The sequence below is a fragment of the Rhodospirillaceae bacterium genome (assembly GCA_002728255.1).
Classification (GTDB): Bacteria; Pseudomonadota; Alphaproteobacteria; order UBA7887; family UBA7887.
This window is the reverse complement of record PBWV01000003.1, coordinates 74,666-94,532: the sequence shown is the minus strand read 5'-3', so window position 1 is coordinate 94,532 and position 19,867 is coordinate 74,666. Positions and strand designations below refer to the sequence as shown.

The 19,867-nt window shown below is 46.3% G+C and carries 22 protein-coding genes and 1 tRNA gene; 5 read left to right on the top strand and 18 right to left on the bottom strand.

From position 1 onward, the window contains the following. The 3 genes from CMM32_01350 to CMM32_01340 form a co-directional block, all read left to right on the top strand. The coding region (locus tag CMM32_01350) for a hypothetical protein (GenBank protein ID MBT05555.1) at positions 1 to 1,357 on the top strand (1,357 nt) is incomplete at its 5' end. A gap of 68 nt (positions 1,358 to 1,425) precedes the next feature. After that, positions 1,426 to 2,424, top strand: a complete 999-nt coding sequence (locus CMM32_01345; GenBank protein ID MBT05554.1) for a hypothetical protein — start codon at positions 1,426 to 1,428, stop codon at positions 2,422 to 2,424. Beyond that, positions 2,421 to 2,792 (top strand): hypothetical protein, encoded by a 372-nt coding sequence (locus tag CMM32_01340; GenBank protein MBT05553.1) that lies wholly within the window; start codon positions 2,421 to 2,423, stop codon positions 2,790 to 2,792. The genes CMM32_01345 and CMM32_01340 overlap by 4 nt, the downstream gene beginning before the upstream one ends. A gap of 45 nt (positions 2,793 to 2,837) precedes the next feature. Here CMM32_01340 and CMM32_01335 read toward each other — a convergent pair whose 3' ends face one another. From CMM32_01335 to CMM32_01325, 3 genes are all read right to left on the bottom strand, one after another. Next, on the bottom strand, positions 2,838 to 5,579 hold the full coding sequence (locus tag CMM32_01335) for a formate dehydrogenase subunit alpha (protein ID MBT05552.1): 2,742 nt from the start codon (positions 5,577 to 5,579) through the stop codon (positions 2,838 to 2,840). Continuing rightward, positions 5,576 to 7,237, bottom strand: a complete 1,662-nt coding sequence (locus CMM32_01330; GenBank protein ID MBT05551.1) for an NADH-quinone oxidoreductase subunit F — start codon at positions 7,235 to 7,237, stop codon at positions 5,576 to 5,578. The genes CMM32_01335 and CMM32_01330 overlap by 4 nt, the downstream gene beginning before the upstream one ends. A gap of 85 nt (positions 7,238 to 7,322) precedes the next feature. Further along, positions 7,323 to 7,400 (bottom strand) — tRNA-Pro (locus CMM32_01325). 156 nt (positions 7,401 to 7,556) lie between these two features. On the opposite strand from CMM32_01325, the gene CMM32_01320 reads away from it, so the two are divergent. Next, entirely contained in the window at positions 7,557 to 8,021 is a 465-nt protein-coding gene (locus CMM32_01320) for a chemotaxis protein (protein MBT05550.1), read from the top strand. Between the two features lie 108 nt (positions 8,022 to 8,129). Here the strand turns inward: CMM32_01320 and CMM32_01315 are convergent, their stop codons facing one another. The 9 genes from CMM32_01315 to CMM32_01275 form a co-directional block, all read right to left on the bottom strand. Next, complete coding sequence (locus CMM32_01315) at positions 8,130 to 8,675, bottom strand: hypothetical protein (GenBank protein MBT05549.1); 546 nt, start codon at positions 8,673 to 8,675, stop codon at positions 8,130 to 8,132. A gap of 98 nt (positions 8,676 to 8,773) precedes the next feature. Further along, on the bottom strand, positions 8,774 to 9,034 hold the full coding sequence (locus CMM32_01310; protein MBT05548.1) for a hypothetical protein: 261 nt from the start codon (positions 9,032 to 9,034) through the stop codon (positions 8,774 to 8,776). A 146-nt stretch (positions 9,035 to 9,180) separates the two neighbouring features. Beyond that, positions 9,181 to 9,849, bottom strand: coding sequence for a hypothetical protein (locus CMM32_01305; GenBank protein ID MBT05547.1), 669 nt, complete (start codon positions 9,847 to 9,849; stop codon positions 9,181 to 9,183). Between the two features lie 52 nt (positions 9,850 to 9,901). Further along, a complete protein-coding gene (locus CMM32_01300; GenBank protein MBT05546.1) occupies positions 9,902 to 10,405 on the bottom strand; it encodes a MerR family transcriptional regulator in 504 nt (167 codons plus the stop codon). A 74-nt stretch (positions 10,406 to 10,479) separates the two neighbouring features. Continuing rightward, the gene (locus CMM32_01295; protein MBT05545.1) at positions 10,480 to 10,773 is read right to left on the bottom strand and encodes an integration host factor subunit alpha; all 294 of its coding nucleotides are present in this window, start codon (positions 10,771 to 10,773) and stop codon (positions 10,480 to 10,482) included. 136 nt (positions 10,774 to 10,909) lie between these two features. Further along, positions 10,910 to 11,938, bottom strand: coding sequence for a phosphate acyltransferase (locus CMM32_01290; GenBank protein ID MBT05544.1), 1,029 nt, complete (start codon positions 11,936 to 11,938; stop codon positions 10,910 to 10,912). 41 nt (positions 11,939 to 11,979) lie between these two features. Continuing rightward, a complete protein-coding gene (locus CMM32_01285) occupies positions 11,980 to 12,156 on the bottom strand; it encodes a 50S ribosomal protein L32 (protein ID MBT05543.1) in 177 nt (58 codons plus the stop codon). A gap of 76 nt (positions 12,157 to 12,232) precedes the next feature. Further along, positions 12,233 to 12,793, bottom strand: coding sequence for a hypothetical protein (locus CMM32_01280; protein MBT05542.1), 561 nt, complete (start codon positions 12,791 to 12,793; stop codon positions 12,233 to 12,235). After that, the gene (locus CMM32_01275; GenBank protein ID MBT05541.1) at positions 12,786 to 13,352 is read right to left on the bottom strand and encodes a hypothetical protein; all 567 of its coding nucleotides are present in this window, start codon (positions 13,350 to 13,352) and stop codon (positions 12,786 to 12,788) included. The genes CMM32_01280 and CMM32_01275 overlap by 8 nt, the downstream gene beginning before the upstream one ends. 89 nt (positions 13,353 to 13,441) lie before the next feature. On the opposite strand from CMM32_01275, the gene CMM32_01270 reads away from it, so the two are divergent. Next, positions 13,442 to 13,945: a hypothetical protein gene (locus tag CMM32_01270; GenBank protein ID MBT05540.1), complete on the top strand. Its 504-nt coding sequence runs from the start codon at positions 13,442 to 13,444 to the stop codon at positions 13,943 to 13,945. A 38-nt stretch (positions 13,946 to 13,983) separates the two neighbouring features. On the opposite strand, the gene hppA is transcribed toward CMM32_01270, so the two are convergent. The 6 genes from hppA to CMM32_01240 all read right to left on the bottom strand — a co-directional run bounded on the left by hppA (position 13,984) and on the right by CMM32_01240 (position 19,864). Continuing rightward, on the bottom strand, positions 13,984 to 16,068 hold the full coding sequence (gene hppA, locus CMM32_01265) for a sodium-translocating pyrophosphatase (protein MBT05539.1): 2,085 nt from the start codon (positions 16,066 to 16,068) through the stop codon (positions 13,984 to 13,986). 125 nt (positions 16,069 to 16,193) lie between these two features. Continuing rightward, positions 16,194 to 17,192 (bottom strand): thiamine-phosphate kinase, encoded by a 999-nt coding sequence (gene thiL, locus CMM32_01260; protein MBT05538.1) that lies wholly within the window; start codon positions 17,190 to 17,192, stop codon positions 16,194 to 16,196. A 1-nt stretch (position 17,193) separates the two neighbouring features. Further along, on the bottom strand, positions 17,194 to 17,670 hold the full coding sequence (locus tag CMM32_01255) for a transcription antitermination factor NusB (protein ID MBT05537.1): 477 nt from the start codon (positions 17,668 to 17,670) through the stop codon (positions 17,194 to 17,196). 10 nt (positions 17,671 to 17,680) lie between these two features. After that, a complete protein-coding gene (gene ribH / locus CMM32_01250; GenBank protein MBT05536.1) occupies positions 17,681 to 18,130 on the bottom strand; it encodes a 6,7-dimethyl-8-ribityllumazine synthase in 450 nt (149 codons plus the stop codon). After that, positions 18,127 to 19,263: a 3,4-dihydroxy-2-butanone-4-phosphate synthase gene (gene ribB / locus CMM32_01245; GenBank protein MBT05535.1), complete on the bottom strand. Its 1,137-nt coding sequence runs from the start codon at positions 19,261 to 19,263 to the stop codon at positions 18,127 to 18,129. Before ribB ends, ribH begins: the two co-directional genes overlap by 4 nt. Next, positions 19,253 to 19,864, bottom strand: a complete 612-nt coding sequence (locus CMM32_01240; GenBank protein MBT05534.1) for a riboflavin synthase — start codon at positions 19,862 to 19,864, stop codon at positions 19,253 to 19,255. The genes ribB and CMM32_01240 overlap by 11 nt, the downstream gene beginning before the upstream one ends. Between the last annotated feature and the right edge of the window lie 3 nt (positions 19,865 to 19,867).

Genomic DNA, 19,867 nt, shown 5'->3' with positions numbered 1-19,867 from the left:
CAAACAGCAATATGAAAATCTTAAAATCTTACGAGGCGGAATTTCAAAATGGAAAGAAGCTGGATTTTCTCTTTACTCAGGGATCCATGTTGTTAGTAAAGCCTTTGGCGAATATATCGAAGAGAAATATGAGACGCCCCACATAAGCCCCGCGGATCTATCTCAGATTCTCGAAGATACTAAGAAGAATGTAGTCGTGCTTGACAGCCGGCCAAAAGATGAATTTTTTCGAATGAGCCTGCCAAACGCAATCAATATTCCTGGTGCAGAACTCGTCCACCGAATTCAGGAAGTGGCACCGGATCCTAAGACACTCGTGGTAATAAACTGTGCAGGAAGAACTCGGAGCATTATTGGGGCACAATCACTGATCAACGCCGGACTGCAAAATGACGTTGTCGCATTAGAAAATGGTACGATGGGATGGCATTTAGCTGGCCTTCCTCTCGCCACTAGACAGGAAACCTTGCTTCCAAAAACTCACGCAACAGGCCGTAGTTGGTCAGTGAAATCGTCCATTGAAGTAGCCAGACGAACTCAGCTGGAGTTGATAAGCTGGCAAACTCTTCAAAAACTTAAAGACCAGTCAGAACAACATACACTTTATTTTCTAGATGTTCGTACACCTGAAGAGTTTTGTGCAGGACATCTGCCTGGAGCCCGTAGTGCTCCAGGAGGGCAGCTTGTTCAGGCCACAGATAAGTTCATAGGGACCCATAGAGCGCGAGTTGTTTTGACTTGTGATAATGGAACCAGATCAAGGATGACCGCTTCCTGGCTAGCTCAAATGGGCCGAAGAAATGTTTTAGTTCTGGATACCGACTATCAAGAGTTTAGTCTTGTCCATGATGAAGGACCAGAAAAAGAACGATTACCTCATTTCGCCCAATCTATCAGCGCACGCGCACTGTCGGAGATGCCAAGTGGTACACCCAAGACTATTTTAGATTTTGCCAATAGCCGTGAATACAAGAACGGGCATATTCCAGGCTCATGGTTCATAATCCGTTCAGATTTAGACAGATATCTGGCTGAGTTTTCACAAAGTAGCTTACTCATCCTAACATCTCCTGACGGGAAGCTGGCTACATTAGCCTGCCAAGACTTAGTAAACAAAACCAACGCAAAAATAATGCTTCTGGAAGGTGGAACTGAAAGCTGGATACAGGCTGGTTATCACTTAAGCAGCGATTCCGAACGGATGATAAGCCAAGGCAATGATGTCTACCAACTTCCCTATGACTATGGCCCAGATGAAAAGGAAAGACAAATGAAAGCCTATCTCGACTGGGAAACAGGCCTATTAGAAAAAATAAAGAAAGACCCAAGCATTAATTTTATCGAACTTATAGATTGAAGAAGAAAAAAAAGAGCACCCCAGGACCTTTAGCAAACAAATGAGAACCGCACGACTTCTGTCCCATAATGAAAAACATTTTCTCTAATCTCAGAAGAATTTTTAAGTTTGTGGCCGACCATGGGAAATTTATTGGGGTTATAAGCCTTTTTACTCTGGCCACCTCAAACGGAAATTGCGATATGATAGGTCATGAAGGCTTTGTCAATGATCTAGAAGTAACTAATCATGGGAAAGTATTAATCTCCGCCAGTTGGGATACAAGCATTCGCACTTGGGATACCTCAACCCATACGCCACTTCAGATACTCGATGGTCACATTATGAGTATTAATGATATAGCGATTTCCCCTAATGGGATCCTCCTCGCCTCTGCAAGTTGGGACAACTATATTTACCTATGGGACTTAACTACTGGCAAGAAGATAAACGAGTTGATCCATCACCAAGATGCAGTCTATGGAGTAGATTTCGCACCTGATGGAGCCAGTTTAGCATCGGCGTCCTGGGACTATACTGTGAAAATTTGGAACATGAGAACCCAAAAAGTATCTCAAACCTTGAGAGGCCATCGCGCCAACGTAATGGCTGTGGAATATGGTCCTCTTGGAAAGACGGTACTATCGGCCAGTTATGACAACACTGTCCGTTTATGGAATATTGACAGCGGAAATACTATCAAAGTTCTCCGCGGACACACCCACAGCGTTAATGCGGCCTCCTATCTGGGCGGTAGTGGAAAGGCTGCATCCGCTAGCACTGATCAAACAGTCAGATTATGGGACTTGGAAACTGGCATCGAACTAGAGAGACTTACCGACCACTCGAATTACGTTACATCTCTGGAAATAAGCAACAACTCACTCCTAAGTATATCTGGGGATGGGGATGGATACCTAATTCTCTGGGATCTGGAAAATTTCACTACAAAGTTAAAAGTTAAAGCCCATACTTCTGCAATCTGGGCCGTTGCCTTTTCCCCCGACTCACAAACTGCATTTACGGCAGGAAGCGACCAAAATATTCGGCAATGGGATCTTTCAAATGGGGAGTTGATCTCCCAATGAAAAACCTACTTTTTCTTCTCTTGATTTTCTTACAATTCACAAATTCCGCAATAGCTTCTCACATGGATAAAGAATTATTTCTGGAAATCACAAAAACGGGAGATTCAAGGAAACAGAAGTTCCTAGGAATTTATTTAAGAGGTCTTCTTCATGGACTGGAGTCAGCAAATATTTCCTTACTTAAAAACGAGGGCCGAGAATTGTATTGCAATCCACACACTGCCGCCCTCAGTACAGCCTGGCTAGAGGAAAATTTGTTAGATTATATCGTGAAATACCCAACAATCCCCAATTCTATATCAATAGGGATACTTTCCTATTACGTGCTAACCGAAAAATTCCCATGCCCCAAAACAGCCGATTTTTGAGGAATTATATTCACTGATCCAGCCCGCGCCCATTCGGGCACTAAATTAAGAAACATGTATAGCTTCAACTTTCACCGCACAAAATTTCAGTTCTGGAATTTTTCCATATGGATCAAGTTTTGGATTAGTCAGTAAATTTACCGCTGCCTCCGCATAGCAAAAAGGGATGAAAACTAACCCTGGAGGTGTAAGGGAGGAGGCCTTAACAGCCAACTCAATCGCCCCTCTCCTGCTAGTCACTCTAACCTTCTCATTTACTGTTAAACCAAGGCGTTCTATATCCAAAGGAGCCATTTCACACATTGCCTCAGGTTCGAGCTGGTTAAGAATTTCTGACCTCCTGGTCATCACTCCGGTGTGCCAATGTTCTAATTTACGTCCAGTGGTGAGGATCATAGGGTATTCCTCATTGGGTTCCTCATCCGGTGCCACAGTATCCGAAATTATGAATCTGCCTCGACCATCAGGGGTCGGAAAAGAGTCTGAAAAGATCAACTCTTCTCCTGGGTCACCTTCTTCAAGACAGGGATAGGTGACGGCGCTCTCCCGAGACAACTTCTCCCAACTAATGCCAGCAATGGACGGCATGCATTTGCGCATTTCTGAATACACAAAGCTAGGACCATCATAGCTCCACGGCAGGCCAATTCTCTTAGCTAATTCCTGAATAATCCACCAATCCTGCTGCGCCTCGCCTGGCGGATTGATAGCTTTCCGCCCCATCTGAACTCTACGATCCGTATTTGTGAAGGTGCCATCTTTTTCGGGGAACGCGCTCGCAGGAAGTATCACATCAGCAAAAGAAGCTGTCTCGGTAAAGAAAATATCCTGCACAACTAAATGCTCTAACCGACTAAGGGCTTCACGGGCGTGATTTAGGTTAGGATCCGACATTGCAGGATTTTCTCCCATCACATACATGCCTTTAATCGTACCATCATGAGCTGCGTCAGCAATCTCTACTACAGTCAAACCTGGTTTGGGATTTAGTTTACAGTCCCAAAATTTTTCAAAAAACTCCCGAGACTGGCTATCCGATACCGACTGATAATCTGGATACAACATCGGCACCAGCCCGGCATCCGAAGCCCCTTGCACATTATTTTGCCCTCTTAACGGATGTAAACCCGTCCCTGGTCGACCGATTTGGCCTGTCAACAATGCTAATGCAATGAGGCACCGGGCATTATCTGTCCCATGTATGTGCTGTGAGATTCCCATTCCCCAGAAAATCATTGCGTTCTTGGCATTTCCAAAGGCTCTTGCACACACCACTATTTGATCAGGATCAACACCACACTGCGCCGCAACACTATCTGGGCTAAACCTCTTAAGGTGCTCCCGCAGCTCTACAAATCCTTCCGTCCTTTGTGCCACAAACTCTTGATCGTAAATTTCCTCTTTGATGATTACGTGCATTATTGCATTAAGTAACGCGACATCTGTACCTGGCTTATTACGCACCATATGCTTACAATAATTCTTCAATACCTGCCCTCTTGGGTCCACCACTATTAGGGCCGTTCCGTTATCTACGGCATTCTTAAAAAACGTTGCTGCTACCGGATGATTCTGGGCCGGATTTGCTCCAATAACCAACAGCACGTCTGAATTCAAGGCCTCACTAAAAGGCGCCGTAACTGCCCCCGAACCTATGGTTTCCATGAGAGCAGCCACCGAACTTGCATGACAAAGCCTAGTACAGTGGTCCACATTATTCGTGCCCAATCCAGTCCGAATAAACTTTTGAAATAAGTATGCCTCCTCGTTGGAACCTTTCGCACAACCAAACCCACTAAGCGNGGCGCTTCCATGTTCCCTGAGAATTCTTGTTAAACCATTAGCGGCACAGTCTAATGCTTCCTCCCAAGATGCTTCTCGAAACTGCTCCTCAATAACCCCGTGATTANCCAAATAGTTTGTAGATTTTTTAATCCCTGCTTTACGGATTAGCGGCCGAATGAGTCGACTTGAATGATGCACATAGTCAAACCCAAATCTTCCTTTAACGCACAAGCGACCCCTATTCGCCGGTCCATCACGGCCTTCCACAGAAACCAGGCGATTTCCCGCCACCCCATAGCGCACTTGGCAGCCTACCCCACAGTAGGGACACAAACTATCGACGAACTTTTCGGCCTTTTCAGTCGCCTGAATACCCCGCTCTAATAGAGCATCCGTTGGGCAGGCTTGAACACATTCCCCACAGCCCACACAACTAGAATCCCCCAGCCTATCATCCATGTCGAAGACAATGATATTCTCGGAACCTCTATTGGCCATACCAATAACATCATTCCCCTGAACCTCGCGACAAGCCCTTACACATTGCGTACAGTGGATACACGCCTGCAAATTAACTGATATAGCCGGGTGAGTATTATCAGCCGGGAGCTTTCCACCTTCAGGGAATCTACTCTGTACCANACCTCGTTGGCGAGCNAACTTTTGAATTTGGCTTTCTGGAATGCTTGCAGATGCAGAAACGGGTTGATCCGCCATAAGTAATTCAAGAACCATTGAGCGCGCCGACTCTGCCCTCTGGCTATCAGTGACGACAACCATATTTGGTTCCGGTCTGCGGTTGCAGGACGAACTCAAGACACGCTCTCCTTGGATCTCCACCATACACANCCGACAGTTTCCATCTGGACGATAGCCAAACGATGGAGAATGACACAGTACCGGAATATCAGAACCTACTCGTCTACTAACGTCCCATATGGTCTCGTTGGGAGCAGCCTCAACCTTCCTTCCATCAATTGTAAAACTGACTGAACTAGTCATGTTGGTAACTCATCATCAAAGAATTGAAGGGATTTGAGAAGAGCCGTGGGAGCNGCTTGCCCAAGGCCGCAAATGGAAGCATCGGCCATCACATTACTTAGTTCGCCTATNAATTCTTTATCCCATTTTGGCTGCGCCATGAGTTCAAGCATTTTGGTGCAGCCAACACGACAAGGGGTACACTGACCACAACTCTCATCCTCAAAAAATTTCATTAGGTTTCGATTGACATCAATAATTGAATCTCTCTGNCCTAAGATAATTAGTGCACCAGAGCCAACAAAGCATCCGTAGTCGTCGAGCGAATTGAAATCTAAAGGAAGATCTGCCAGGAAAGCAGGCAACAATCCGCCAGAAGCACCCCCCGGCAAATAGGCNTTAAATACATGTCCATCACTAATTCCGCCTGAATATTGGTCAATCAGCTCACGAGCCGTCACGCCAATAGGAGCCAACTTTACTCCTGGCTCCGCAACCCGACCCGAGACAGAATACAGGCGCCATCCGGACGTACCCCTCTTACCATGATTAGCGGACCAGCCAGTATCTCCCTTTAAAATTCTTGGGATCCAATACAGTGTTTCCACATTGTTGACCAATGTTGGTCTCCCAAACAAACCTTTGGTTGTGGGAAAAGGTGGCTTATGCCGAGGCTCTCCACGCTTACCCTCAAGGCTTTCAAGCATGGCGGATTCTTCGCCACAAATGTAGGCCCCTGCGCCCCTCCGGAGGTGAACCACTACATCTCCAATTAGGTCTGCTTGTTTTATTGCCTTCAACTCTTGCTGAAGAATAATGTAACAGTCTGGATATTCGGCTCTGAGATATATATATACCTCTCTCACATTCCCGACTGCTGCCGCTATCAAGACGCCCTCTAAAAATTGATGCGGGGCAGAGGTCAATACATGCCTGTCCTTAAATGTACCAGGTTCCCCTTCATCAGCATTTACTGCCATAAGAGGATTATCGCTGGGATTTATTAACCCCCATTTTCGTCCAGTAGAAAAACCTGCTCCACCAAGACCTTTCAAACCACTNTTGACTAACTCATCTAAAACATCCGCACGGAGCTTTTCNCCTCGCCTGATTTTCTTCAGGATTTNATATCCACCTNNAGCCANATATGAAGAAAGNCCCTGATAANNCCCNATCAACGGCTGGGCATTCATNTTGGCACCNCNGGCTAAACACGATTNTATCNGCTCGCCATTGGCGCGTTCTATGTATCGTTTGTTTACTAACGCAATCGGCGCATGGTCACATCTTCCCATACACGGCGCTCTCTGAACTCTTACAGTTGGGCCTACATCTCCCTTAACTGACCTTAAAAGGTTCTCTCCTCCATGCATCGAGCAAATTAAACTATCACAAATTCTGATCGTGGTGATTGGCGGTTGCTCTCCTGCCTCACCGACAATATCAAAATAAGCATAAAAAGTTGCAGTCTCATATACTTCAACCTGGGGAATTTGAATAATTTCAGCCAAAGCCACTAAGTGTTTTATGCTTAAACACCCATAAGCGTCCTGTATGGCATGCAGATACTCCAATAATAAATCACGCCTAAATGGTCCATATCCCAATAGGTGTGTGAGATCGATTATTGCATCCGATTCCGACTCCCGTGCTTTTCTTTTGATACGCTTTGAACCCATCACTCGTTCTATTTCAGCCAATTCTTGTTACTATACGTGGGAAACTAATGCCAGCGATTGCACTACGCGAAAGTGCAAACAAAATTGGTCGGAGCGGGCGGATTCGAACCGCCGACCCCTTGTCCCCCAGACAAGTGCGCTAACCAGACTGCGCCACGCTCCGACAAGAATACACATTAGCTATCACGACTTATTATCCAATACTTTAACTATAACAAGCATTTCAGGGTCTGGCGACCCACTTACCTTTCAGTTCAATTTCTTGTTATTATGGGCCATATTTGAAATAAATTATTTACATATGAAAGGAAGGTCCATCATGAAACTTTTTAGGGCGTTAATATTGGCTATTGTTTGCTCAACTTTCCTCTCTCTACCGTCCTTGGCAGATGAGTTTGGGACAAAAGAGGAAGCTGCCGCTCTGTTGGAAAGAGCCGTGGCATTTCTGCGAGTGGATAAAAATCGTGCCTTAAATTCATTCACCACAGGTTCTGGTGGCTTCATCCAAAAGGACCTGTATGTGTTCTGCTTTAATCGTGAAGGAACCCTTACGGCCCACCTGAATTTGATAGGCGTAAATATTTTTGAAGTACCGCTGACGAATTTACGGGGAGATCAATTGGGAGAAGCGTTATGGAATGCCGCTCAGGGCGGCGAAACGGGTGAAGTAACCTACAAATTACAAAGACCGACCACAGGATCTGATAAAGAATTTACGAAAACAGCTTTCGTCACGCGTGTCGCTGGGCAGGTCTGCGGGGTAGGCTATTATCAGCCACAATAATTCTCCTCAACCAAGTTACATTTTGCAATATACAGGGCGGCACTCACGCGATGCCGCCCTATCTACCACTCTAAATTAGGACCCCCTCAAAAGAAAAAACTGCCCTTTTTATCTTAATTGAAGAGGAGTGATCCGACCCAATTCATTCCATTTTGCAAAGGATGAATCAACGAGATACCTGCTCTGATCCCAACGAGGATTTGTATCCTCAGGGACCATCGGAATTTGTGGAATATTCAACATAATGGCATTGCCGTTAGTGTCGGAAGGATCGCTTTCAATCAGTTCAACCAAATACGGAAAAATACCATTTCGCCACTCATTACACTGCATCTCCAAGGCATACATCTGGTTAGGTTCTTGCTCATAAAGATCTCCAAGACGTAAAACTTCCTGCGACTTAATTTCCGTAATCATGTCAGTAGCTATTGGCTGACCGAGACGTTGCTCCTCAAAAGCCGCATACACCCCATCAAACATAACTTGAATACTGACAAATAAATTAGCTGCATCTTTCTCAGTTAATACTAAAGAAGAAGCCACAAAATACAGTGCTGAGCACGACATTGCATTCTTAGCGGGACCATCCTCGGCTACCACAGGTCCCGCGCTCAGGTAAAATAGTGCTACCAACGACGCTATCAATGTACGCATAAAAAGCCTTTATCTAAGAATACTTGTAAGACCCTTCCTATAGCATTACTCATGGGGCCAAAACAAATGGATTCCACAAATTTATGAAGACAAACACATCATTGTTGCCCCTCTGTTTCAACACGACACGAAATACGATAGGTGGCCTGTTCACACAACCACTGATAGCCACTATATAAAACCACATAGAAATGTTTGACACCATATTGTACTTCAGTCGAATAACTTTTTGTTACCGTGCCACTAACTATCATCCGCTCGGCCGCTTCTCCAACAACGACCCAATTCTCGGGCGAGCCACTTTCTTCAACATATTCATGCCAAGTCATAAAGGATAATACTACGGACAAAATCTTCATAAAGACTACCGTATTGATTTTAAAATTAAGTTTGCGTTTCCCCTAAAGCTTAAAAAACTTTTTACATTGGCACTTAATTATATCAAAATCGTATGCCATAGAGCTCATAACATTTTCCTTCAGCTTTAGCTAAGACTCCTCAAGGCTCAACGCTTATCCCTCCATTCAACAGCTAGCCTACGTGCCTTTCCTATATCTGCCTCTGTCATCAAACGTTCTAACAATACCAATTTTCTCCTAGCCTCTTCGCTACCATAATCCACCGCAACCGACCACCATAAATGCGCGGCAATAAAATCAGCCGGAATACCGTTACCCGTTGCATACATTAAACCCAAATTATATTGGGCATCAGCCAGACCTTGATCAGCCGCCAATTCAAACCACTTCAAGGCCTCCATATATCCAATCCCAAGCCGTTGGGAAGGGGTTGCAACAACACCCCCAACACCCATTGCTCCTGAGCGCGGTCGGGTCGCTGGATCCAAACCCCTTCGGTGCATCATTGCAAGAGTATATTGCGCAACGGCATGGCCTTTCCCAGCAGACAAACGATACCATTTCATAGCTACCAGAGGGTTCCTATCAACCCCCAGCCCACGCTCGTAAATCCGGCCCAACATAAATTGGGAGCGAGAATCTCCCTGCTCAGAAGACTGGAGAAATTCAGATCTAGCAGTACCAAAATCGCTTAAGTTGTAGGCCACGATACCTTCATCGTACCCCGCAAAAACCGGGTGGCAAACCCAAAAACACACAAAAGAAATTAAGAAAGGTTTCCGCCACGACATACCAGATGGTACGACGACCATCATGGTAAGAACAACTATTTACTGACTGTCAACCACTGGCTCGCGAGCGCCCCAGTCATAGAGCCTTGTCTAGGAGGTTACGCAGGTCTTCGAGTTCGGCAATAATCTCCCGAACCACCTTCCGATTAGGGTTGGATCTCGAATCAGCGCCAACACCATCACCCGTCCTTTCGTCGCTAAAAAGTTGACCTTGTTTATCCATCTCAACTAATGACTGCCCTTCAGCCCTACCTACCAGCAACCGAGGTCCATGCGCCCGAAGCAACTTCTGAACCCCTTTGATCGTGTAACCGTCATCATAAAGAAAGTTTTTTATCCCAACCAAAAGACGGATATCCTCTGGACGATAATAACGCCGCCCACCTGCACGTTTCATGGGCCGGATATGAGCAAACCGGCTCTCCCAAAACCGCAAGACATGTTGAGGGACGTTCAATTCTTTACTCACTTCACTAATAGTCCGAAAAGCGCCGGTTGACTTGTTTGTTGCCCTCAACCCACAATCCTCCACAAAAAAACACAGAGCACAACTAAGGGTCTCGGAGTACGACCACGTCATTCCCATGTTTCTAACAAGAGAGCACTTAATCTTCCTTACAAGATTGCAGCTTGTTAGCTACTATCTCCGTCAGATCAATTACTGTTCATTCTCTCTCTCAAGACATGAGATGCTCTGAAAACTACAACTCGCCTCGGCGTAATTGGAACCTCCTCGCCCGTTTTTGGGTTTCTTCCAACTCTCAAAGCCTTATTTCGAAGATTGAAAGAGCCAAAGGACGAAAGCTTTACCGATGCTCCATTAACCAAGGAAGTTGAGATATGCTCAAAAACTGACGCTACCAACTTCCCAGACTCATCTCTAGATAGACCAACCTCCCTAAAAACGGCATCGCTCAAATCAGCCCTAGTGACGGTTTTTCCCGTCATGTATTCACTCCTATTTTAATCAAGTAAAGAGTATGCCTTGTTATAAAGTGGGTCAATATCAATTATTTGGATGAAAATCCTCAGTGATTTGATCTGATCAGCAACCACTTTCTACAAAGGCCTTAGTCACTTATCACTACTCCAGTTCACCTAAATCTATTTCAGCCAGATCAGCAATAATTCTGTCATTTACACCTTGCTTAACAATATCAATTCCAACACCAACTGCATTGGCAAAACCAATCAAATCTGTCCCGCCATGACTTTTCACCGCCACCCCATTGAGACCAACAAACATCGCACCATTATGTCGACGAGGATCCACTTTAAGCCTCAACCGCTCGAAGGCAGAACTCGCAAGTATCGCTCCGACACGTGACATCAAAGAGCTTCGTAAAGACTTTCGCAAAAAGTCAGAGTAGGCCTGAGCAACTCCTTCCATCACTTTTAAGGCAACATTCCCAGTGAAACCATCCGCTACAACTACATCGGTTGTCCCGGTGGCAACATCATCTCCCTCTACAAAACCCTTAAACTCGAAGTGCTGTTCGTAGCGACGCAGTAGATGAGCGACCTCCCGAAGGTCACTCTTACCCTTGAACTCCTCCTGACCTACGTTCAACAAGCCTACTGTCGGCCTTACTACCCCCAACACAGCCCGGGCCAAAATGGTACCCATACAAGCAAACTCTACCAAATTTCGCTTACTGCACTCGACATTAGCGCCAAGATCGAGGAAAACGCTTTCACTTCTTCGGGTTGGAATAAGGCCAGCGATAGCTGGCCGACTAATACCTGGAAGGGTCTTGAGAAAAACCTTGGACATAGCCATTAATGCCCCGGTATTACCTGCTGAAATCACCGCATCTGCTTCTCCATGGGCAACAGCTTGGATAGCCATCCCCATGCTAGAGGACCGCCCCTTCCTTAAGGCGACAGATGGCTTCGCATCAGGGGTTATCAGCTCGCTGGTATGAACGATATCACAGTCAGTAGATAGCTGCTTATATTTAGCCATCAGCGGACGACACACCGCCTCATCACCAAACATCACAAATTTAGAGTCTGGGAATCTTTCCTTAGCCACACTAGCCCCAGCGATAGCCACAACTGGCCCTTCATCACCGCCCATTGCGTCTATAGCTATCAGATTCCTGGGTTTCATTGCAGGCCGACTTTCAATCGCCGCCATACTCAGTCATGTAGTCACTCTACCGACACCACTTCCCGCCCACGATAGTAGCCACAAGCTGAACACATATGATGGGCACGCTTCAGTTCTCCGCAATTAGAGCACTCCACCAAATTTATCTGACTTAAAGAATGGTGCGACCGCCGTTTATCACGACGTGACCTCGTAACCTTTCTCTTGGGAACTGCCATTTATACCACCCATCCTTCCGCAGTGAATAACCGGTTAGGTTTATTAATCAAAGTCGCCTAGAAGGGCAAGTCCATATCACCCAGTAGGATTTTTTTTCTTTCTATTCAATAAGTTAGAAAGATCAGCAAATGGTGTGTTTTTGGAATTAACCCAGGAACAAGCGTCACCTACTCCTAACTCACCACATTCATCCTGCTCATGTTTGGGATAGGGGGCAAGTGATAGACTTAGTTGATCTTGGACTAACTTGCCTACCTCTAACATTCCATCTGAATATATCTCAGGATGGTCCTCATCCAAGTGGGTAAATATATCCTCTCTATTTACTTGAAAACCAACTGGCACAAATTTCGCCCCAACATCCTCCTCCAAACTGCCACTAATTGCTCCCATACAAATTGCACACTCTTGAATAAAGGACGCCTTAAACTCTCCACTTAAAATAAATGCATTGGCATCCTTGGAACTCTTCAATACCTTCACATTCGCCACTAATTCGGTCAACTCCACCAAATTAAGAAAATCTGCAAGTCTCCTTCTAGAAATGGAATCCCACTGCAATTTGCGTTCCCATCCTTTGCTTCCAATTTCCACTATGCTTATGCAAACAGGTCTCGCTACCATATCTTTAGCCATTTTTACACAAATTGCTCCTAGTAAAGGCTGGGAAAGAAAAACTGGCGGCGACTATATCCGCATCGCTGTATTCACTTAATTTCCCGGCAAAACTAGCTAGATAGGTATTCAGCAAATCAACCTCCACAGTTCTTGGTGTTTCGGTCTTGACTGGAAAAACCACCCCTAAAGCGTCAGTCATCTTCTCAGGCTTATCAAGGCTACCCTCATATAAGTGGAATCTCTGATCCACCACCTTAAAAAGCCTTTTCACGTGTTTTCCCACACTCAAATCCCCGACACCCATTTCCCGGATGGAACGGTCTAGGTCGTCTGACATTGCATCCATGAGCGCCTGGGCTAGCAAGCCACCAGACTCGATCTCCCCCAACCTCCTCTGAAACAGAAACATATGCATTATGAGCGACTCAAACCTTCCCTGCGGATTATCCGGTACCCCTACCACCTCAAATAAGAACCGATCCCGCGATGACACAACCAACCTATGATAAATGTCTGCAGCGCAGAGTTTGTTTAGTTTTCGCTGGGCCCAAAACGTAAGCAAGCCATTCCACCACATCTATTTATACACTCAATAAATCATTTATAATTAGGTTAACCACCGGAGATACCCATTGTTATATATAATAAACTAGATACATTAACGAAATGATGTCTAGGGTATCCATCTTAATAAATTTAGGGCTAGGTCAGCTATGCTGTTATCGATCTAAACTGATAGCCCTTTCGGCACTTTCAATGCTTCTATTTGGAAGCGGATGCCAACCTAGGATAACCACTCACGGGTTTATGCCTAGGACTGATCTTATAGAACGGCTTCAACTGGGTGAACAAAGTAAAAACGAGATTGCTGTCCTTCTTGGAAGTCCAACCATAATAGGTACCTTTGACCAAGACATTTGGTATTACGTCACACAAACCACGGAAAACAAATTCTTTTTCAAACCAGAAATAATTGACCAAGAAATATTAGCTCTAACTTTTAACGAGGCGGGCGTACTAGTGTCCTTAGAAGAAAAATCTATGCTAGATGCCATAAGAATAGAGCCCAATGCCCAACAAACACCTACCGTGGGCCGAAAGTTATCACTCCTTCAGCAGCTTTTTGGAAACTTTGGCCGCTTTAGTAATTCTCCCGGCACCACTCCTTAAAGATAATCAAAACATATATTCCTGGATAACAGGTGCACTTAGCCAAGAACTGCCAAAAGCAGTATGGCCACGATATTGATAATTTTTATCATTGGGTTAACTGCAGGCCCCGCTGTATCCTTATATGGATCTCCCACAGTATCACCGGTAACTGACGCTTTATGCGCCTCCGACGCCTTTCCTCCATGATTCCCATCTTCTATATATTTTTTTGCGTTATCCCAAGCACCACCGCCTGAAGTCATAGAAATAGCCACAAAAATTCCTGTCACTATTGTTCCTAACAGCATGGCTCCAAGAGTTGTAAAGGCCTCTGCTTGCCCAGCAACAGCCCAAATAACAAGATAGACAACTATTGGAGCAAGAACAGGCAATAGAGAAGGAACAATCATCTCCTTTATGGCAGCCTTTGTTAGGAGATCGACTGCTTTCCCATATTCTGGCCTTGCAGTACCCTCCATGATACCTGGAATTTCCTTAAATTGGCGACGGACCTCTACGACAACTTGACCACCAGCACGTCCTACCGCCATCATACCAAGGGCTCCAAAAAGATACGGCAACAATCCGCCTAAGAACAAGCCGATCACGACGTACGGACTTTGCAGTTCGAAACTGATTTCCAATTGAGGAAAATAATGGCCAAGATCCTCAGTATAGGCTGCAAATAAAACGAGAGCCGCTAAACCTGCCGATCCGATGGCATAGCCCTTTGTAACAGCCTTGGTTGTATTTCCAACGGCATCAAGTGCATCAGTGGTCCGCCTCACATCCTCGGGCAGATCAGCCATCTCAGCGATTCCGCCGGCATTATCTGTGACAGGCCCATAAGCGTCTAGTGCAACGACCATTCCGGCTAAAGCTAACATCGTGGTCGCTGCGATCGCTAGGCCAAATAACCCTGCTGTTATATAGGCCACTATAATTCCACCACAAATCACCAAAACTGGCAGAGCGGTCGACTCCATGGATACTGCAAGACCTTGAATAATATTTGTAGCGTGCCCCGTCTCCGAGGCCTGAGCAACACTCTTAACAGGACGATGGTCCGTCCCCGTGTAGTACTCTGTAATCCAAACCAGCAAACCCGTCACAAGAAGGCCAACCAAGGCGCAAATGTATAACCCTCCACCTGTAACCACAGCGTTTCCGGCTTTAGTTAACGTATATGGAGTATCAAAACCCAGCAACCAGCCTACTAGCACCGCAATTAGAGCCGCAGAAATAACTGCTGTCGCTATCAAACCTTTGTACAATGCGCCCATAATACTTTGGCTACCCCCCAACCGAACGAAGTAGGTCCCAATGATAGAACCCAGAATACAAACGGCGCCAATTGCAAGAGGGAACTGCATCATTACGGCTTGGTCCGCTGGTAGAAAGAAGATAGCTGCCAAAAGCATGGTTGCCACAACGGTAACCGCATACGTCTCAAATAGATCCGCTGCCATGCCGGCGCAATCACCGACGTTATCACCAACGTTGTCGGCAATTACAGCCGCATTTCTAGGATCATCCTCTGGAATCCCGGCCTCAATTTTGCCTACCAGATCAGCACCAACGTCAGCGCCCTTGGTGAAAATTCCACCGCCAAGTCGGGCAAAAATAGATATCAACGATGCTCCAAAACTCAATCCTACCAAGGCTTCCAGAAGAACGCGGGTTTCTACGCCCATACCAAGAAGCACGGCGTAATAGACACTCACGGCCAACAGACCAAGGCCCACTACCAATAACCCAGTTACAGCTCCGGACTTGAAAGCGATAGACAATGCCTCAGCCAAGCTCTTCCTCGCGGCCTCTGCTGTCCTAACATTAGCCCGAACCGACACATTCATACCCAGGTAACCAGCCACCCCAGAAAGAATAGCACCTATCAGGTAACCTATAGCCACTTCTTTCCCTAGCAACAGCCATAGGACAGCGCCTATCAAGACACCTACTATCCCTATCGCTCTATACTGACGATTGAGGTAGGCACTAGCCCCCTCTTGAACCGCGCCAGCGATCTCTCTCATTCGGTCATTCCCCGCATCCGCGGATAAAACTTGCCGGGTCGTAAACAAACCATAAACGACCGCCAACAACCCACAAATAATGGCGACAGACAGTGCTATAGACATACGTTGTATCCTTTTACCTAAGTATTAATACTCACCCTTTTCAACCACAAAGCAAAACCTCATTAAACCTCACCAAAGCGGACGGACCATGCCAGAGGTACGCAGATAACGCAAGCGACGTTGTCTTAAAAGGCATGCCTATACCCCAACCTCCCAGTTCCAATCGAATTTCCCTGCTCATCCACCAGACAAACCTCGTTACCTCCTGTAATCACACCAATCTCTGTTACGGCTACCGCGTGCTCCACAGTAGTTTGCCAAAAGACTTGATTATTTTTTTCAGGAACGACCAGCACTAATTCATAGTCGTCCCCTCCGCCCATCAACTGCGATCTCAGGACGGCCCCAGTGCTTATCAAGGATCCAGCCCTAGAAGAAAATGGTATGGACGATTCCCATACCTTCGCACCTACATCACTCGCCACGCAAATATGGCCTATATCCGCGAGCAAACCATCTGAAATATCAACCGCAGCACTTGCAATCCCTCGCATGCCCCTCCCAACAGAAAGTCGAGGTTCCGGCCAAAGAAATCGCTTCACAAAGTATTCTATAGTCGCTTTATCACATTGTTTCAAATCACCCTTCAAAACACTCAATCCAAGTGCAGCATCACCAATGGTGCCGGTCACATAAATCCGGTCACCAACCCTAGCAGTTGATCTAGTCAATGCAGAATTGCAAGGTACCTCCCCAAAAGCTGTTATGGAAACTGACAAGGGTCCGGGTGTCGCCACGGTATCTCCCCCAATCAACCATATGCCGTACCTCTTCTGGTCTTCTAGGAGTTGTAAAGAAAACTCTTCGAACCATTTTTCTGGTGTCCCCACTGGAACCATTAACGCCAATGTATATGCCACCGGGGCGGCTCCCATGGCAGCCAAATCGCTGAGATTTACCCGCAACGCCCGCGCCGCCACTGCCTGAGGCTGGCTGTCCTCCAAGAAATGAACGCCAGCAATTAGCGCATCACATGTAATCACTATTTCCGCCCCGGATGTTGATTGAATAACAGCACCATCATCTCCCAAATCAAGGGCGGCCGGCTTACCACCGGTAAGCGGGCGAAAATACCTCGATATGACCCCAAACTCATCTGTCAGTTGGCCACCGCCCATCGCCACTCTACCCCCCCTCTTCAGCCCTTTTGCTCATTTCTTCCTGCCGAATTTTTCGTGCTAATGTATCTAAGGCAGCGTTCACAAACGCGGTTTCCTCTTTACCACCGAAGCCACCCGCAATATCCACATACTCCTTGATTATGACCCGGGCAGGAACAGAGCTCCCCTTGAGCTCAAAACACGCAGCTCGCAAAAGCGCTCTACTTGTGGGATCTAAGCGCAGAATGGTCCAACCCCCCACTAGAACACCTTCAATCTTGGTGTCGAGCTCACGAATTTCCCTATCTACACTTGCCACAATTTGGGAAAAAAGAGCTCTATCAACGCTAGTGACTTCCTGTTCCCGTGTTGCTTGATTTAGGCGGAACTCCTTAAATTCATGAATTACTGAAGCAGCGGTCTGCCCATTGGCCTCCAACTGAAATAAAGCCTGGACGGCTGCCAACCGGGCAAGCTGCCTTTGCCGCCTATTGTTTGTCATTATCGGGCCCTTAACCCTGGGCCGTAAACCGCCGCCGCAACTCGACCATACGGAGACATGCTATAGCCACATCACGACCTTTGTTTTGCTCCTTGACGGAGGCTCGATGCCAAGCCTGTTCCCGAGTATCAGTAGTCAAAATTCCATATCCCACAGCTAGTTGGAGTCTTACGGCCAAGTCCGAAAGTGCTCTCGCGCTTTCAGTGCATACGTGCTCGTAGTGGCTAGTTTCGCCCCTAATAACGCACCCCAAAGCAACATAGCCATCAAAAGTTCCTGATAAACTTGCAAATCGAACAGCAGCCGGTAACTCAAAAGCACCAGGCACATCGAGTACTTCAGAGGTAGCACCTTTTTCCCGCAATAACTGCTGAGCACCGGACAGCAATTGCTCCGAGATATCCACATAAAAACGAGACACTGCGACCAATACATGAGGGCTCGGGGGATTAGCGTTCATAAAATTCCTTCAATCTTGCGGGTTTCCAATACCCGAAGGCCAAACCCATCCAACCCTACAAAGGCTCTCTCGACATTGGACAAGAGGATCATTTCCGTCACACCGAGGTCAAGCAAAATTTGTGCCCCCACGCCCACATCACGCCAGGACCCCTCTATCTTCAAGGAAGGGTCATTCTTAACGAACCCTTCTGAGACACTGGCCGCAAATGTATCCCTNATTAAAACAACAACCCCTCGCCCCGCATCGTTGATCATCTCCATAGAACGATGTAAATCGTGAGCGGAACTGCTCCCCATTTCACCGATCAAATCGCCCAAGACATTTACGGCGTGAACTCTGACCAACACTGCATCGCCACCTGAAACATTCCCTTTAACCAANGCAATATGTTCGGCATACTCAACGGTATTTTTGTAGATGATCATCTTAAAGGAACCGCCATAGCGAGAACAAAATACTTTCTCAGCGATAGGTTCCACTAACCGCTCTGTTTTTCTCCGATACGCTATGAGATCAGATATTGTTGCCATTTTGAGTCCGTGCAATCGACAAAAAGCGACCAAATCATCAAATCGTGCCATAGTTCCGTCATCGTTCATGATTTCACAGATAACGCCGGCAGGTATAAGCCCTGATAGCCGCGCTATATCAATTGCCGCCTCTGTATGCCCCGCGCGAACCAAAACCCCGCCATCTCTTGCTTGAAGCGGAAATACGTGCCCCGGGGTATTAATATCATCCGCTGTAGATTGGGGATCGATTGCTACTCGAACGGTATGGGCTCTATCTGCTGCAGAAATCCCCGTTGTCACGCCTTCGGATGCCTCTATTGACGTTAGAAATGCAGTCTCAAATCTGCTAGGGTTTCTCCGTTCCATGGGCTTGAGATTCAATTCGTCGACACGTTCTTTTGGAAGAGCCAAACAGATCAGACCGCGGCCATACTTGGCCATGAAATTTATCGCCTCAGGTGTGGCCATTTGAGCGGGTATAACCAAATCACCCTCATTCTCTCTGTCCTCATCATCAACTAGAACAAGCATCCTGCCGTTACTTGCATCATCCAAGACTTCTTCTATTGTGGAAAGGAACTTTGGCTCACGCCCCCTCTTTCTGCTGCTATCTTTCATTAAAACCAACTCTGTTCCCCACTCTATAAGCAACGTCCAGGTAGCGGGCCAGCATATCAATCTCAACGTTTACCATCATTCCAGCCCTTAATTTACCTATAGTAGTAACTTGTTTTGTATGGGGTATAACATTAATGGAAAATGATGTCTCATCGACCTTATTGACAGTAAATGAAACCCCATCGAGAGCAATAGAACCCTTAGCAGCCAGGTAAGGTCTAGCCCAGGCCTCAATGTTGAAAATCATCTCAACAGAACTTCCTGCATNAAATGAGTTCTTTAAGCATAGCATTCCATCTATATGGCCTGTGACAAAGTGTCCCCCGAGTTCATCACCGACTCGAAGAGCTCTTTCCAAATTAACAAAACTTCCAACTTCCCATCGCGATATAGAAGTCTTACTTACAGTCTCCTCTGACGCAAGCACCCCAAACCAATCAGGGCCAATGTCAGTAACCGTTAAACAAATTCCGGAACACGCAATAGACGAACCAATAGCTATTGAATCAACTTCATATCCAGTTTTTATCCGCAGCCTTCTCTCGGCAGAACCATCAACCTCAACTACCTCACCAATGTCTGTCACTATACCGGTAAACATATT

What these genes read in the sequence shown, in the direction of transcription:
- CMM32_01345 (MBT05554.1), top strand. Translation starts at nt 1,426, where the DNA reads ATGAAAAACATTTTCTCTAATCTCAGAAGAATTTTTAAGTTTGTGGCC.
- CMM32_01340 (MBT05553.1), top strand. Translation starts at nt 2,421, where the DNA reads ATGAAAAACCTACTTTTTCTTCTCTTGATTTTCTTACAATTCACAAAT.
- CMM32_01320 (MBT05550.1), top strand. Translation starts at nt 7,557, where the DNA reads ATGAAACTTTTTAGGGCGTTAATATTGGCTATTGTTTGCTCAACTTTC.
- CMM32_01315 (MBT05549.1), bottom strand. Translation starts at nt 8,675, where the DNA reads ATGCGTACATTGATAGCGTCGTTGGTAGCACTATTTTACCTGAGCGCG.
- CMM32_01310 (MBT05548.1), bottom strand. Translation starts at nt 9,034, where the DNA reads ATGAAGATTTTGTCCGTAGTATTATCCTTTATGACTTGGCATGAATAT.
- CMM32_01305 (MBT05547.1), bottom strand. Translation starts at nt 9,849, where the DNA reads ATGATGGTCGTCGTACCATCTGGTATGTCGTGGCGGAAACCTTTCTTA.
- CMM32_01300 (MBT05546.1), bottom strand. Translation starts at nt 10,405, where the DNA reads ATGACGTGGTCGTACTCCGAGACCCTTAGTTGTGCTCTGTGTTTTTTT.
- CMM32_01295 (MBT05545.1), bottom strand. Translation starts at nt 10,773, where the DNA reads ATGACGGGAAAAACCGTCACTAGGGCTGATTTGAGCGATGCCGTTTTT.
- CMM32_01290 (MBT05544.1), bottom strand. Translation starts at nt 11,938, where the DNA reads ATGAAACCCAGGAATCTGATAGCTATAGACGCAATGGGCGGTGATGAA.
- CMM32_01285 (MBT05543.1), bottom strand. Translation starts at nt 12,156, where the DNA reads ATGGCAGTTCCCAAGAGAAAGGTTACGAGGTCACGTCGTGATAAACGG.
- CMM32_01280 (MBT05542.1), bottom strand. Translation starts at nt 12,793, where the DNA reads ATGGCTAAAGATATGGTAGCGAGACCTGTTTGCATAAGCATAGTGGAA.
- CMM32_01275 (MBT05541.1), bottom strand. Translation starts at nt 13,352, where the DNA reads ATGTGGTGGAATGGCTTGCTTACGTTTTGGGCCCAGCGAAAACTAAAC.
- CMM32_01270 (MBT05540.1), top strand. Translation starts at nt 13,442, where the DNA reads ATGATGTCTAGGGTATCCATCTTAATAAATTTAGGGCTAGGTCAGCTA.
- hppA (MBT05539.1), bottom strand. Translation starts at nt 16,068, where the DNA reads ATGTCTATAGCACTGTCTGTCGCCATTATTTGTGGGTTGTTGGCGGTC.
- CMM32_01255 (MBT05537.1), bottom strand. Translation starts at nt 17,670, where the DNA reads ATGACAAACAATAGGCGGCAAAGGCAGCTTGCCCGGTTGGCAGCCGTC.
- ribH (MBT05536.1), bottom strand. Translation starts at nt 18,130, where the DNA reads ATGAACGCTAATCCCCCGAGCCCTCATGTATTGGTCGCAGTGTCTCGT.